A 14213-nucleotide genomic window follows, 5' to 3' on the forward strand; every position below is an offset into this window, starting at 1 on the left:
GGGAACAGGGCTGAGTGCGGGCACGGGGCGTCGTCAGCCGCGAGCCCGCCGTGCCATCGAGCGCAGCACCTCCGCGGTGGGCACGGGCGCCTGGCGCACACCGGTCAGCCGCTGGTCGATGTAGGCGGTGTGGTCCGCGGTGGCGGTGATGAACTCGGCCGCCGCACCCTGGGGCCGGAAGCCGTGCCGTACCGCCAGCTTCCGCAGCCCGGGGTCGGTGGCCAGCAGCTCGCCCAGCTCGCGGCCGTGGTCCGTCAGCGGTACGAGGGTGTGGTCGCTGGACACCGTGGTGTCCGGGTAGAGGACGACGAGGTCGCCGATCTCCTGACGCTGACTGCTCATCAGGAGTGAGGCCACCTGAGACTCGTAGACCAGTACGAGGGGGTTGCCCACTCCGCTGATGAAGTCGCGGAACGGCGCGTCGCTGCTCGTCTGCTGTGCGCCCTGCACCTGGACGAGTTTGCGCATGAGGGGCGCGGTGCGCTCCACGGCCTTCGCGTCCGCGGCGACCCGGCCGCCGTCGGCGACGTACGAGGCGGCGGCGAGGTAGAGCGCGCCGGAGTTGGAGGCGACGGGGTCGGTGCTCGTGATGAACACCGTGCCGCTCAACTCGGCATGCCCCGAGGCTCCCTCGAGCTGCTGCCAGGTCCGGTCGTCCTCGGCCGCCGCGAGGTAGGGGCCCATGAGGAGGGTCCCCTGCGTGGTGAACTTCGACCCGTCGGCGGCCCGCAGCCGGGCCAGCCCGTTGTCCGCGAGGACCTCGGCCGCGTTGCGATGGGCCACCACGACGAGCGGCGAGTAGAACGGCCGCAGCGGGCCGCCCTGGGCGTCGGCTCCCCGACGCAGCTCATCGGCCGGGGCCTTGGAGCCGGGGAAGGCGAAGTCGTGTCCCTTCAGGGGCAGTCGGTCCATCGCCCAGGACCCGGAGGTCTCCGTCCGAACGGTGAACCCCTTGGCCGCGAGGGCCTTCACGGTGTCGGGGTCGGCGAAGAACTCGGCCTTCTCCGACCCGATCACGCCGCGCACGGTCTTCGCGGCGGTGCCGCTGTCCCCGCTGTCGCGGCCCAGGGCGACGGCCGCCGCCACACCGGCGATCAGCACGACCGCCAGGACGATTCCCACGATGCGTCTCACCCGCGCAGCGTGCTCGCGGAAACCCACATTCCGGGCCGAGTCGGGTGGACGGAAGATGAAGAGGTCATCCCAGAACGCGACGGCCCCGGTGGGGATGGGCCATGGCTCCCGGCCCGCGCGGCCTCGACGGCACGCGGGCCGGGGCCGTCAGTGGGCGCCGACCAGCTGCCCGGAAAGGGCGGGGTCGGCGAGGGCCGCCGTGTGGGCGTCCATCCGCATCGCGGAGAGGATGGCGGCGGTCGTGTCGGCGCGGGACGCCGCCACCAGCAGGGCACGACCCGCGAGGGCGTGGGCGCGGCGGTGGAGGACCGCGGGGGCGGCGTCGGTCAGGCCGGCGTGCCGGGCGGGCGGGGCGCCGCGCAGCCGGGCCACCTGCTCGGCGATCCGGTCGCCCGCCGGGGTCAGGCCCAGCTCGTCGGTGACCGCGAGGAGGGCGGCCAGGTGCCCGGCTAGCTGGATGTCCAGCTCCTCCTCGCGGCTGCGGTGCGGAAAGTCCGCGTCGTCGGCCGGGGTGTGGGCCGAGGGGCTGCGAATCGGCTCGTACATGGATGGCCTCCCGATGGTGCGTGGAACCATCCTACATTGGAATGAGTCTAAACTTGTGCCTGATCTGGATCGGTGATGGCCCGAAGGCTGTCCGTAACCGGTTACGGCTGTCCGCGACTGGCTACGGCTGCCCGTAGCCGTCCAGGAAGGTGCCGATCCGGGTCACCGCGTCCGTCAGGTCCTCGACCGTCGGCAGCGTGACGATCCGGAAGTGATCGGGCTCGGGCCAGTTGAAGCCGGTGCCCTGCACGACCATGATCTTCTCGGCCCGCAGCAGGTCCAGCACCATCTGCCGGTCGTCCTTGATCTTGTAGACCTTGGGGTCGAGCCGGGGGAAGAGATACAGCGCCCCCTTCGGCTTCACACAGGTCACCCCGGGGATCGAGGTCAGCAGGTCGTACGCCACGTCCCGCTGCTCCAGGATCCGGCCGCCCGGCAGCACCAGGTCCTTGATCGACTGCCGGCCGCCGAGCGCCGTGGCCACCGCGTGCTGCGAGGGCATGTTGGCGCAGAGCCGCATGTTGGCGAGGATCGTCAGCCCCTCGATGTACGACGTGGCGTGCGCCTTCGGCCCGCAGACGGCCATCCAGCCGGAGCGGTAACCGGCCACCCGGTAGTTCTTGGAGAGCCCGTTGAAGGTCAGCACCATGAGGTCCGGGGCCAGCGCCGCCGTCGGGGTGTGCGTCGCGCCGTCGTAGAGGATCCGGTCGTAGATCTCGTCGGAACAGACGATCAGGTTGTGCCGCCGGGCGATCTCGGTGAGACCGCGCAGCATCTCGTCGTCGTACACCGCACCGGTCGGGTTGTTCGGGTTGATGATCACCAGGGCCTTGGTGCGGTCGGTGATCTTCCGCTCGACATCCGCGAGGTCCGGCATCCAGTCGGCCTGCTCGTCGCACCGGTAGTGCACGGCCGTCCCGCCCGCCAGCGAGACGGACGCGGTCCACAGCGGATAGTCGGGGGCCGGTACGAGCACCTCGTCGCCGTCGTCCAGCAGCGCCTGCATCGACATCTGGATCAGCTCGGAGACGCCGTTGCCCAGGTAGATGTCCTCGACGTCGAGGTCGATCCCCTTGGTCTGGTAGTGCTGCGTCACCGCGCGGCGCGCGGACAGCAGGCCCTTCGCGTCGCCGTAACCGTGCGCGCCCGCGACGTTGCGCAGGATGTCCTCGAGGATCTCCGGCGGGCACTCGAACCCGAACGCGGCGGGGTTGCCCGTGTTCAGCTTGAGGATGCGCTGACCGGCCGCTTCCAGCCGCATCGCCTCCTCCAGCACGGGACCCCGGATCTCGTAACAGACGTTGGAGAGCTTCGTGGACTGGATGACCTGCATGTCCGCGAGCTTACGGCGGCGTTTCGCGAGGTGCGCGGGGATTGCTCCCGGCGTACTCCCTCCGGGCGCCTCCCCGCCCGCCCCGTCTTCCATCGCCATGCCCGCCGCCGCCCCGGACCGTGGGATCGCCCGGTCGGGGCGGCGTCGCGGCTTGGAAACGCGGCGTGGGCTACCGGAACGGGTGAGATGCGCCACGCGGGTGCCCGCACCGGGGCCGCGAGCCGGGCCCGCGCGTTCCGGCGGCGCCTGCCGTCCCGGCCGTCAGCGGGGCCGGCGCGTAGCGGCGCGCCCGTTCCGGCCGCCGGGGGTCGTCATTCCGGCAGCCGCGTGCCCTCCGGGATCCGGATGCCGAAGTCGTCGGCCAGGACGCGCAGCGCCTCGTCGCCGTCCTTCAGCTGTCGCTCCGTGATCGTGCCGTCGTCGGCCGTCTCCACCAGGTCGAGCCCGGCCAGCAGCAGGTGGGAGCCGATCCGGGTGCGCTGGGCGTACACCGCCTGCCGGAACGGCGAGCGCGGGTGCGTCGCGATGTGCCAGTTGATCACCTCGTAGTCCGGCGCCTCGAACGGCTCCAGGGTGAACGAGTATTGCGGCTCCCACGAGCCGCCCTTCTCCGCCTGGAGCTCCCACATCGGCAGCGGGCCGTCGTGCGCGACGTGGACGAGCCGGTGGTGGCGCGGGGCGTCGAACAGCTCGGCGTTCTCCACCAGCTCGATCGGCTCCAGCAGGGCGCCGGTCGCCCCGAAGCCGACGTCCGCCAGATACGGGTGCGGCTCGCCCGCCACATCCACCCGCATCAGCATGTGCGTACGGGGCCGGATGTCGCCCGGCGCGGCGCCCAGCACCACGCGGGCCGTCAGCGGCGTCACGGAGAAGCCGATCTGCCTCAGCGCGGCGGAGAACAGGGTGTTGTGCTCGTAGCAGTACCCGCCGCGCCCGCCGTGCACGAGCTTCGCCTCCAGGTCGTCGATGGCCAGCGACGGGGCGGAGCCGAGGACGGCCTCCAGGTTCTCGAACGGGATGCCGGTCAGATGGGCTCGGTGCAGGGACCGCAGAACCTCCAGCGTGGGGCGGGGGTTTCCGGTCCAGCCGATACGGGCGAAGTACGCGTCGAGGTCGAGAGTCATACGCCGACCGTACGCAGCCGGGGGGCGGGCGCGCCTCCGACCGCGGACCGAAGTGCGCGATCGCACGGCCTCGGTCCCAGGGCCGAGACCCGGGTCCGCGCAGGTGGCGGAAGGTGCGGCTCGCTCAGATCCTGCTCGACTCGGTTGAGAACCGGGCCGGGCCGGGTAGCGGTGATCACATGAGCATGTTCCGGAAGCCCCAGCCCCTCGCCGTACTCGTCCTCCGCGACGCCCCCGATGTCGTCGCCGGGCTCCGGCGTGCGCTGGAGACCGCCACGGACTCCGAGCGCCCCGGACTGGAGCGCGCCCTCGCCGTGGCCGAGGAGGCCGCCGCGCGTCCGGACGAGGAGCTGCGGGGCCGGTGGGTGCGGCAGCGGCTCGCCGCCGCCGGACACCAGGGGCCTGCGGGCTCCGTGGAGGCCATCAAGATCCTGCGCCGGGCCGAACCCGGACTGACGCTGCTCCAAGCGGTGACGTACGCCAAGGAGGCGGAGGCGGTGGAGGCGGAAGCCTGAGGCGGGGTGGGCGGAAGCGGCATGGTTGTCGGACGTGCCGCTTAGGCTGGTCGAAGGTGCCGGGGGCGACAAGTGCCCACGTGGAGTGGGTGGTCGGCCCGCGGCCGGCGACCAGGCTGGGGAGGGCGGACGATGCGGATCGTACGGAGGCCGGGGGCTTTCGTCTGCGGGATCGACGCGGCGATGGACGTGATCGGCGGCAAGTGGAAGGTGCTCATCCTGTGGGCGTTGAACGAGCGGACCTGCCGCTTCGGTGAGCTGCGCCGAGCCGTGACCGGGGTGACCGAGAAGGTGCTCAGCTCCCATCTCAAGGAGCTGGAGGACGACGGCATCGTGCACCGCGAGGTGTATGCCGAAGTGCCGCCGCGCGTGGAGTATTCGCTCACCCCCCTGGGCCTCTCGCTGAACGCCGCGCTGGAACCGCTGGGGCAGTGGGGGCGCGACCACATCGGTCGCGGCACTGAGGAGACGGAGCCCGACGGCTGGCGTGGTGCGGAGGAGGCCGGAGCCGGTGCGAGGGTCGGCACGGAGGAGACGGAGGCCGACGGCTTCCGTGGTGCGGAGGAGGCCGGAGCCGGTGCGGGGGTCGGTGCGGAGGTCGGTGTCGCGGTCGATGCCGGAGTCGGAGTCGGCGTCGGCGTCGGGGCCCGTTCCGGGGCCGCTCCCGAGGCCGTGGCGGGGCTGAGGTAGCGAACGCCGTGGCCGCGGCCGGAACCGGCCCCTGATGAGGGGGCCCCTTGTGATGACCCGACATCTGCGCCAACATGCGCATGTCAAAAGCCGGAAGATCTCCGGCCCTTGGCATCACTGGAGGGGACCCCCCACATGAACAAGCCTCTCGTCGGTGCGTTTCTCGCTGCCCTGCTCCTGGGGGCGGGTGTCGCGCCCGTCGCCGCAGCCGCGCCCGCGCCGCGGACACAGGAAGCCGCGCCCAAGGCCGACCCCGCCGCGAAGGCCGTGACCTTCGCCGGGACCGTCGCGCTCAGCAACTGCTCGGGCTCCGTCGTCCGTACCCCCGACGCCGCCCCCACCGACCCCGCCCTCGTGCTCTCCAACGGGCACTGCATGGAGTCCGGTTTCCCGGGCCCCGGCGAGGTCGTGGTCGACCAGCCGTCCTCCCGGACGTTCACCCTGCTCAACGCCTCGGGCAGCGGTGTCGGCACGCTGAGGGCGAGCAAGATCGCGTACGGCACCATGACCGACACCGATCTCTCGCTCTACGAACTCACCAGCACCTACCAGCAGATCGAGGACCGGCACGGCATCCGGGCGCTGGAGCTGGAGACCGCCCACCCGACGGCGGGCGCCGCCATCACGGTCGCCTCCGGCTACTGGAAGCGCACCTACAGCTGCGACATCGACGGCTTCGTCCACCAGCTCAAGGAGGGTCGGTGGACCTGGAAGGACTCGGTCCGCTACACCCCCGAGTGCCGGACCATCGGCGGTACGTCCGGCTCGCCGGTGATCGACGACGCCACCGGCAAGGTGGTCGCCGTCAACAACACCGGTAACGAGAGCGGCCAGGAGTGCACGGACAACAATCCGTGCGAGGTCGACGAGAACGGCGAGGTGACCGTCCGCGAGGGCATCAACTACGCCCAGCAGACGTACAACATGGTCCCGTGCATCGGGGCCGGCAGCACGATCGACCTCACCCGTGAGGGCTGCGCGCTGCCCAAGCCGTAACCGGAGCGGCGGCAGTCGCCCCCGGTGATTCCGGCGCGCGCCGGGCGACCCCGACCTCTATCGGGGCCGCCGGGCGCGCGCCGCCTCGATTCCGTCCAGCAGCACCCCGAGCCCCACCCGGAACGCCTCCCGGGCCTCCCGCTCCGGATACGGCATGGCCTCCGTGCCCGCTCCGGCCACCGGGTACGGCTCGACCGGCCCGTCCGCCTCCAGCCGGCTCACGGCCGGGAAGCGCTCCGCGAAATCGGGGACGAGCTCCATCAGGGCCGCCGAGCGCGCCGCCCACCACTCCTCGTCGGAACTCCCGGTCGCCGCCGCGGCCAGCCGTGCGTCGGCCACCACCTGCGCCGACCCCCGGAGATACGGGTACAGGGTCCCCACCAGCCGCCGCAGCGACCCCGCATCGAGACCGGTCGTCCGCAACAGGGCGACCAGCGTGTCCAGGCCCGCGTACTCGTGCGGCCCCAGCACCGGACGCGCCTGCGAGACCTGGAGCACCCAGGGGTGCCGGACGTAGAACTCCAGGATCTCCCCGGCCCAGGCGGTGAGCGCCGCCCGCCAGTGGGCCGGCTCCGGCTGGGCGGCGGGGAGTTCGGCGTGGACGGCGTCGTACATCAGGTCCAGCAGCTCGCTCTTGCCGGGGACGTAGGTGTAGAGCGCCATCGCCGTGCGCCCGAGCCGGTCGCCGACCGCGCGCATCGACAGGGCCCCCATCCCCTCCTCGTCCGCGAGCGCCACGGCGGCCGTCACGATCGCGTCGACGCTCAGCCGGGGCTTGGGGCCCGGGCCGCCGCGCGTGGGGGGCGGGGTGTCCGCGCGCCACAGGAGGGAGAGGGAACGGCGCGGGTCGCCCTGTCCGGCGAAGACCACCACGTGCGACTCCTTACGATGTAAAGTAACGTCCGGCGGGTAATTCATTACGCCGTAAGTTATCAGCGTGGAAGAGTGGAAGAGAGGTCGGGCACGATGAGCCAGGCACTGCCGGTCACCTATGTGCGGGTCACGGACGTCGCACGGATCACCCCCGCCACGGCCAGGATCGGCTTCACCGCCGACGAACTGCCCGGACTGCTCCAAGACCGCCCCGACCAGCAGCTGAAGCTCTGCCTGCCGCGCGCCGGGCAGACCGTGCCCCGACTGCCGGAGCCGGCCGCGGACGACCCGTACGGCATGCGCTGGTACGAGGCGTTCCTCGCGATTCCGGAGGCGGAGCGGCCCTGGATGCGCAGCTTCACCGTCCGCGCCTACGACCGGAGACGCAACGTGATGACCGTGGACTTCGTGCTCCACGGCGACGGCGGCCCCGCGTCCCGCTGGGGTGCGGCGGCCCGGACCGGCGACGTCCTCGGCATGGTCGGCCCGTCCTCCCTCTACGCCCGGCCGCTGCCCGCCGCCCGCCTGATGCTCCTCGCCGGGGACGAGACGGCGCTCCCGGCGATCGCCACGGTGCTGGAGGCGCTGCCCGCCGGGACCGGGGCCGTGGTCGTCGCCGAGGTGGCGGACGCGGGGGAGGAGCGGGAGCTGCCGTCCGCCGCCGGTGGGTCCGAGGTCCGGTGGGTGCACCGGGACCGGGGCGGCTCGCTGCCGGCGGCGGTCCGGGAGGCGGGACCGGAGCTCGACGGGGTGGACGCGGCCTGGGTGGCGGGCGAGTCCTCCGCCGTCCGGGCGCTCCGCCGCCATCTGGTGGAGGAGCGCCGACTGCCCAAGGCCGCCGTCGAGTTCAGCGGCTACTGGCGGCGCGCGCTCACCCAGGACGACGGCCCCACCGAGGAGGACCTCGCCTGGGCGGCGGAACGCGCGGCGGAACGCGCGGCGGACGCTTCGTAGACGCGGAACACGCGGCGGACGCTTCGTGGACCTCGCGAGGAGCCCTCAGGCGGACCCCGCCCCGGCGCCCGTCCCCCGGACTGCCCGGCCCGCCAGCACCGAGGTCCGCCTGCCGTCCTCGATGACGAAACGGCCGTCGATCAGCACATGCGGGATGCCGACCGGGAGTACGCGCGGCTCCTCGAACGTGGAGCCCGCCGCCACCGTCTCCGGGTCGAACAGCACGAGGTCCGCGCGGTAGCCCTCGCGCACCAGGCCCCGGTCGGCGAGCCGCAGCCGGGCGGCCGGGCGCGAGGTCAGATGGGCGACGCACTCCTCCAGCGAGAGGATGCCCAACTCCCGGACGTACCGGCCGAGATACTGCGGGAACGTACCGTACGCCCGGGGGTGCGGCTTGTCGCCCTGGAGGATGCCGTCGCTGCCCCCGGTGTGCACCGGGTGCCGCATGATCTGCTGGACGTTCTCCTCGTGGCCCACGTGCTGGAGGATCGTCGTCCCGAGCCGGTCCTCGGTGAGCAGCCGCCGGGCGGTCACCCAGGGCTCCTCGTCCCGCAGCGCCGCCGACTCCGCCACCGTGCGCCCCACGTACGCGGCCAGGTGCGGTGCGCCGACGCCGGAGATCTCGATGGTGTCCCACTCGATCGGCACGCCATGGCAGCCGTCCGAGCCCAGCACCTCCAGGTGGTGCCGGATCCGCTCCGCGCTCTCCGCGTCCGCGAGCCGCGCGAGGATCGCGTCCGGCCCGCCCTCGCTCACCCAACTCGGCAGCATGGCCACGAGCGTGGTGCAGCCCGGGGTGTACGGGTAGGTGTCGAGCGAGATGTCGGCCCCGGCGGCGAGCGCCCCGTCGAGCAGGGCGAGAAGATCCGGCGCCCGGCCCTTGTTCACACCGAAGTTCATGGTGGCGTGGGCGAGATGGAGGGCGCAGCCCGCGTTCCGGGTGAGCTGCACCATCTCCTCGTACGCTTCGAGCGCTCCGGCCCCGTAACTGCGGTGGTGCGGGCAGTAGTAGCCGCCGTGGCGGGCCACCACCCGGCACAGCTCGGTGAGTTCGGCGTCGTCCGCGTACATCCCGGGCGTGTAGGTGAGGCCCGAGGACATGCCGACCGCGCCCTCCCGCATGCCCTGGTCCACCAGCTCCTTCATCCGGGCCAGTTCGGCGTCGGTGGCGGGCCGGTCGTCCCAGCCCACCGCGTACATCCGGACCGTGCCCTGCGGGATGAGGTAGGCGGCGTTGACCGCGATGCCCTGGCCGCCGAAGTTCCGGTCGAGGCGGTCCAGATAGCCGCCGACGGTGCGCCAGTCGAAGTCGATGTCGTTCCCGTTGCCGTTCCAGCCGGTGATGGAGCGCCGGACCTCGGCGAGGGTGCGGTCGTCGGCCGGGGCGTACGACAGCCCGTCCTGGCCCAGCACCTCCAGGGTGACGCCCTGCGCGGCCTTCGCGCTGTGGTCGGGGTCGCGCAGCAGCGCCAGGTCGCTGTGGGCGTGCATGTCGATGAAGCCGGGGGCGAGCGCGAGGCCGTCCGCGTCCACGGCCCGGGTGGCGGTGGGGCGGGGGCCGGGGGAGCCCTCGGGATGGATCGCGGCTATGCGGCCGCCGTCGAGGGCCACGTCGGCGCGGTAGGAGGGCGTGCCGGTGCCGTCGACGACGAGCGCGTCACGCAGGACCAGGTCCATGGGTCGCCTTTCCGATCGGGGTGGTGGGGCCTATCGGGGTGGTGGGGCCTGCGGCTCCAGGGTGTGTCCGGCGGATCCTGCCCGGGTCCGCGGCGCGGTCTGTCCGGGTTCGCGGCGCGGCTTGTCCGGTCCTGTTCCGCCGGGAACGCCCTAGAAGAACGTGCGGATGTAGTCGGTGACCGTGCCGTCCGCCGTGACGAGCGGGATCAGCTGCCACTTGTCGAAACTGGTGCAGGGGTGCGAGAGACCCATGCCGACCCAGTCGCCCACCTCCAGCTCCGTGCCCGCCTCCGTGCGCACCCAGGTGTGCTGGTCGGAGAGGCCGGTGACGGTGACCCCGGTGGCGGGCCTGACCGAGCCGTCCCGGCCGGAGCGGACCACCTGCGCCTCGGGCAGATCGAGGTCGTATGCCGCGTCGCGCTTGCCCGCGTTCAGGAACGCCTGCTCGCCGGAGGGACGGGAGACGACCTGCGCCCAGAGGCGGAAGGCGGGCTCCAGCGCACCTTCCTCGGGTACGCGGTTGAACGGGGTGAGGTGCTTGTAGTGCCCGTCGTCGTGCGAGACGTACGCACCCGAGCGGAGCAACTTCAGCACCGGGACGCTCAGTTCGGGTACCTCCTCGAAGACGTCCGCGACCGCGTCGAACCAGGCGCTGCCGCCCGCGCTGACGACGATCTCCTCGACGCCGGCGAACCGGCCGGCCGCGTCGAAGTCGGCCGCGAGCCCGACGAGCCGCCGCAGCCACTCCCGTACCCGCCCCGGGTCGGCTTCCGGCACCTCGCCCTCGTACCCGGCGACGCCCACCAGCCGCAGCGAACCGGCCGCCGCCACCGCGTCGGCCACCGCCGCGCAGTCGGCCTCCGTGCGGGCCCCCGTGCGCGCGCCCTCGCCCGCGCCCAGCTCCACGACCACGTCGACCGGGCGGGTGGCGCCCGCCGCGCCGAGGGCCGTCTCCATCAGCTCGACGCCGCGCACGGAGTCGACGTAACAGACGAAGCGGAACTCCGGGTCGGCGGTCATCTCGCCGGCCAGCCAGCGCAGGGCGACGGCGTCGACCAGTTCGTTGGCGAGGAAGATCCGCCCGATGCCGTACGCCCGGTAGACCCGGGCCTGGTGCGGCACGGCGGCCGTGATGCCCCACGCCCCGCGCTTCAGCTGGTCCACGAAGAGCTGCGGGGACATGGACGTCTTGCCGTGCGGGGCGAACGCGAGGCCGTGACGCTCGGCGTACGTCTCCAGGAGGTCGAGGTTGTGCGCCACCGACTCGGCGGAGAGGGCCAGGACGGGGGTGGTGAACCCGCCGGTGAAGAGGTTGCGTCGTTCGGCGGCCAGCGCCCCGACCGTCAGGCCCTCCGCGTCCGGCGGCAGGGCCTTGAAGCGGTGGTCGACGCGTTCGTCGGCGAGGCCGGACGCCAGGGACGCGGGGGAGGCGCCGGGGGCGGAGGGCGCGGGAACGGCGGTGTGGCCGGTGGGGCGTTCGGCTGCCAAGGGGGACTCCTCGAAGTTCGTTGCAACATATGCAACACCCATTGCGTATATCGCTCAACGCTGTCTAACATCCGAGCCGATGCCCGGTCAATGGTGACCACCGGCCCGCACGCCGATCAGCGAGGAGCCCTCCAGTGTCCGGACCCGCAGCAGGGACGGCCGACGCCGCCGCGAGCACCGATGTCGTCTGTCTCGGTGAGTCCATGGTGACGTTCCTGCCCTCGCAGCCCGGCCGCCTCGCCGACGTGCCCTCCTTCGGGCGCGGGATCGGCGGCGCCGAGTCCAACGTGGCCTGTGCGCTCGCCGCCGCCGGGCACCGGGCGGCCTGGGTCGGCCGGGTCGGCGCGGACGGCTTCGGCGACCACCTCGTCGAGACGATCGCGTCGTACGGGGTCGACACCTCGGCCGTCCGCCGGGATCCGGTGCGCCCGACCGGCATCTATTTCCGTACGGCCACGGACCGCGGGACCGACACGCACGAGGTCGCCTACTACCGGGCCGGGTCGGCGGCGTCCGCGATGTCCCCGTCGAATGTGCCGTACGAGGAACTGTTCGCGGGCCGGATCCTGCACCTGTCCGGGATCACGGCGGCGCTGTCCGGCGACTGCCTGGCGCTGCTGCGGGAGTTGACGGCTCCCCGTGCCGGCCGCCCGCTGGTGTCGTTCGACGTGAACCACCGGCCGCATCTGTGGCGGGGCGGCGACGCGGACGCTTCCGTGCTGCTGGAGCTGGCCCGCCGCTGCGACCTGGTGTTCGTCGGCGAGGACGAGGCGGAGGAGGCGTGGGGGATCGTCGGCGCTGAAGCGATCCGGGCGGCGCTGCCGGAGCCGGCCGTGGTGGTCGTGAAGCGGGGGAGCGCGGGCGCGACGGTGTTCGCCTCGGGGCTCCGCCCCGGACCCCGCTCCTCGAACGCCGGAGGGGCTGAAAATGCCCAGGCCTCGCACTCCACGGAGGGCGGGGGGAACGAGGATGCAGCCGGACCCCGCTCCTCGAACGCCGACGGGGCTGAAAATGCCCCCGGAAAGGCTGAGGCCGCCGCCGGGGCAGGCTCGACGGGTGCCGTGGCAGGCTCGACGGGTGCTGGAAGGGCCGAGCTCGCCGCAGACACCGTCACTCCCGTCCCCGCCCTCCGCGTCGACGTCGTGGCCGCCGTCGGGGCCGGAGACGCGTTCGCCGCCGGGTTCCTCTCCGCCACCCTGCGCGGGCTGCCCGTGCGGGACCGGGTCCGGCACGGGCACCTCATGGCCGCCGCCGTCCTCACCGTCCCCGGCGACCTCACCGACCCGCCCGCCCGCGCCCACGCGGACCGCCTCGCGGCCCTCGACGACGAGGCCTGGGGGAGACTTCGTCTCGGCCCCGGCTGGACCGCAGCCGACCGGGCCCCCGAGGAGGTACGCGCACCATGAGCCAGACCGTCGACCGGGCACTCAGCATCCTGCCGCTGCTCGCCCAGGGCCCCGCCGACCTCGGCCAGGTCGCCGAGCGGCTCGGCGTCCACAAGTCCACGGCGCTGCGTCTGCTGCGTACGCTCCACGAGCACGGCCTCGTCTACCGCCAGGAGGACCAGCGCTACCGCCTCGGCGCCCGGCTCTTCGCGCTCGCCCAGGAGGCCGTCGAGAACCTCGACGTACGCGAGATCGCCCACTCCCACCTGGTCGCGCTGAACGACCGGTGCGGGCACACCGTCCACCTCGCCGTGTACGAGGAGCAGGAAGTCCTCTACATCGACAAGGTCGAGAGCCGCTACCCGGTCCGGATGTACTCACGGATCGGCAAGCCCGTCGCGATCACCGTCGCGGCCGTGGCCAAGCTGCTGCTGGCCGACCTCACCGAGCCCGAGCGGCGCGTCATCGCCGAGAAGCTCGACTACCCCATGTACACGTCCCGTTCGACGCCCAACGCCGCCGCGTTCCTCAAGGAGCTCGCCGTCGTCCGCGAACAGGGATGGGCCACCGACCTCGGTGGCCACGAGGAGTCCATCAACTGCATCGGCGCCCCCATTCGCGGCGCGGACGGGCGGGTCGTCGCGGCCATGTCGGTGTCCGCACCCAACGTGGTCGTCACGGCCGAGGAACTCCTCACCCTGCTCCCGCTGGTCCGGCGCACCGCCGAGACCATCAGCCGGGAGTACTCCGGCACCACCCGACCCAAGAAAGCCTGATCAGCCATGACCGAGAAGACCGCCCTCACCCCCTCCACCCACACCGCGCCGCCCGCGAAGTTCTCGCACGGCGTGAAGAAGGGGAACATCCTCCAGGTCGCCGGCCAGGTCGGCTTCCTCCCCGCCGTGGAGGGCCAGGCCCCGACGCCCGCCGGCCCCACGCTCCGCGAGCAGACCCTCCAGACCTTCGCCAACGTCAAGGCGATCCTGGAGGAGGGCGGCGCGAGCTGGGACGACGTGATGATGATGCGCGTCTACCTCACGGACGTGGACCACTTCGCGGAGATGAACGAGATCTACAACACGTACTTCGCGGAGCAGGACCTCAAGGCGGCCCCCTCGGCCCGCACGACGGTCTACGTCGGCCTGCCCAAGGGGCTGCTCATCGAGATCGACGCCCTCGCGGTGCTCGGCTGACCACGTCGGTCGGTTGACCACCCCGGCCACCTCGCCACCCCCCCCGGCCACGCCGCCCCCTCGGTGGGCCGACCCCCTCGGTGGGCCGACCCCCTCGGTGGGCCGACCCCCTCGGTCGGCCCACCACCCGGCCCGCCGACCACCCCGGCCCGCCGACCACCCCGGCCCGCCGACCCCCGTCCCCCTGATCGCAGGCCCCCGCTGATCGCTTCACCCCGCCCGCAGGACCGCTCCAGCACGCCGTACGGCACGGCGCCCCGCTCCCCGGGGGCGCCGTGCCGCGCTCCCCCCTGCCCTCCAGCACC

Annotated in this window: 14 protein-coding genes; 7 read left to right on the plus strand and 7 right to left on the minus strand. The window is 72.8% G+C overall.

What is annotated here, in order from left to right:
* Nucleotides 1-33: 33 nt before the first annotated feature.
* The 4 genes from AC3CH1_RS16755 to AC3CH1_RS16770 all read right to left on the minus strand — a co-directional run bounded on the left by AC3CH1_RS16755 (nucleotide 34) and on the right by AC3CH1_RS16770 (nucleotide 4137).
* On the minus strand, nucleotides 34-1161 hold the full coding sequence (locus AC3CH1_RS16755; protein WP_488463684.1) for a hypothetical protein: 1128 nt from the start codon (nucleotides 1159-1161) through the stop codon (nucleotides 34-36).
* A 120-nt stretch (nucleotides 1162-1281) separates the two neighbouring features.
* Entirely contained in the window at nucleotides 1282-1680 is a 399-nt protein-coding gene (locus tag AC3CH1_RS16760) for an SCO4983 family protein (RefSeq protein WP_488463685.1), read from the minus strand.
* A gap of 121 nt (nucleotides 1681-1801) precedes the next feature.
* Nucleotides 1802-3013, minus strand: coding sequence for a pyridoxal phosphate-dependent aminotransferase (locus tag AC3CH1_RS16765; RefSeq protein WP_488463686.1), 1212 nt, complete (start codon nucleotides 3011-3013; stop codon nucleotides 1802-1804).
* 311 nt (nucleotides 3014-3324) lie between these two features.
* Nucleotides 3325-4137, minus strand: a complete 813-nt coding sequence (locus AC3CH1_RS16770) for an arylamine N-acetyltransferase family protein (protein ID WP_488463687.1) — start codon at nucleotides 4135-4137, stop codon at nucleotides 3325-3327.
* A gap of 179 nt (nucleotides 4138-4316) precedes the next feature.
* On the opposite strand from AC3CH1_RS16770, the gene AC3CH1_RS16775 reads away from it, so the two are divergent.
* From AC3CH1_RS16775 to AC3CH1_RS16785, 3 genes are all read left to right on the plus strand, one after another.
* The gene (locus AC3CH1_RS16775) at nucleotides 4317-4652 is read left to right on the plus strand and encodes a hypothetical protein (protein WP_488463688.1); all 336 of its coding nucleotides are present in this window, start codon (nucleotides 4317-4319) and stop codon (nucleotides 4650-4652) included.
* A gap of 132 nt (nucleotides 4653-4784) precedes the next feature.
* A complete protein-coding gene (locus AC3CH1_RS16780) occupies nucleotides 4785-5342 on the plus strand; it encodes a winged helix-turn-helix transcriptional regulator (RefSeq protein ID WP_488463689.1) in 558 nt (185 codons plus the stop codon).
* Nucleotides 5343-5477: 135 nt separating this feature from the next.
* Complete coding sequence (locus tag AC3CH1_RS16785; protein WP_488463690.1) at nucleotides 5478-6338, plus strand: S1 family peptidase; 861 nt, start codon at nucleotides 5478-5480, stop codon at nucleotides 6336-6338.
* Nucleotides 6339-6395: 57 nt separating this feature from the next.
* Here AC3CH1_RS16785 and AC3CH1_RS16790 read toward each other — a convergent pair whose 3' ends face one another.
* On the minus strand, nucleotides 6396-7211 hold the full coding sequence (locus AC3CH1_RS16790) for a TetR/AcrR family transcriptional regulator (protein ID WP_488463691.1): 816 nt from the start codon (nucleotides 7209-7211) through the stop codon (nucleotides 6396-6398).
* A gap of 93 nt (nucleotides 7212-7304) precedes the next feature.
* Between AC3CH1_RS16790 and AC3CH1_RS16795 the strand changes: the two genes are divergently transcribed.
* Nucleotides 7305-8165: a siderophore-interacting protein gene (locus AC3CH1_RS16795; RefSeq protein WP_488463692.1), complete on the plus strand. Its 861-nt coding sequence runs from the start codon at nucleotides 7305-7307 to the stop codon at nucleotides 8163-8165.
* A gap of 45 nt (nucleotides 8166-8210) precedes the next feature.
* Here the strand turns inward: AC3CH1_RS16795 and AC3CH1_RS16800 are convergent, their stop codons facing one another.
* Complete coding sequence (locus AC3CH1_RS16800) at nucleotides 8211-9842, minus strand: N-acyl-D-amino-acid deacylase family protein (protein ID WP_488463693.1); 1632 nt, start codon at nucleotides 9840-9842, stop codon at nucleotides 8211-8213.
* Nucleotides 9843-9992: 150 nt separating this feature from the next.
* Nucleotides 9993-11330, minus strand: a complete 1338-nt coding sequence (locus AC3CH1_RS16805; RefSeq protein WP_488463694.1) for an alanine racemase — start codon at nucleotides 11328-11330, stop codon at nucleotides 9993-9995.
* Between the two features lie 134 nt (nucleotides 11331-11464).
* Between AC3CH1_RS16805 and AC3CH1_RS16810 the strand changes: the two genes are divergently transcribed.
* From AC3CH1_RS16810 to AC3CH1_RS16820, 3 genes are read left to right on the plus strand one after another with little or no spacing between them, the layout of a single operon-like run.
* Nucleotides 11465-12736 (plus strand): sugar kinase, encoded by a 1272-nt coding sequence (locus AC3CH1_RS16810; protein ID WP_488463695.1) that lies wholly within the window; start codon nucleotides 11465-11467, stop codon nucleotides 12734-12736.
* Entirely contained in the window at nucleotides 12733-13491 is a 759-nt protein-coding gene (locus AC3CH1_RS16815) for an IclR family transcriptional regulator (RefSeq protein ID WP_007460289.1), read from the plus strand. The genes AC3CH1_RS16810 and AC3CH1_RS16815 overlap by 4 nt, the downstream gene beginning before the upstream one ends.
* Nucleotides 13492-13497: 6 nt before the next feature.
* Nucleotides 13498-13908 (plus strand): RidA family protein, encoded by a 411-nt coding sequence (locus tag AC3CH1_RS16820; protein ID WP_488463696.1) that lies wholly within the window; start codon nucleotides 13498-13500, stop codon nucleotides 13906-13908.
* Nucleotides 13909-14213: the final 305 nt, after the last annotated feature.

The organism is Streptomyces sp. MGP-P1 (genome assembly GCF_057766565.1).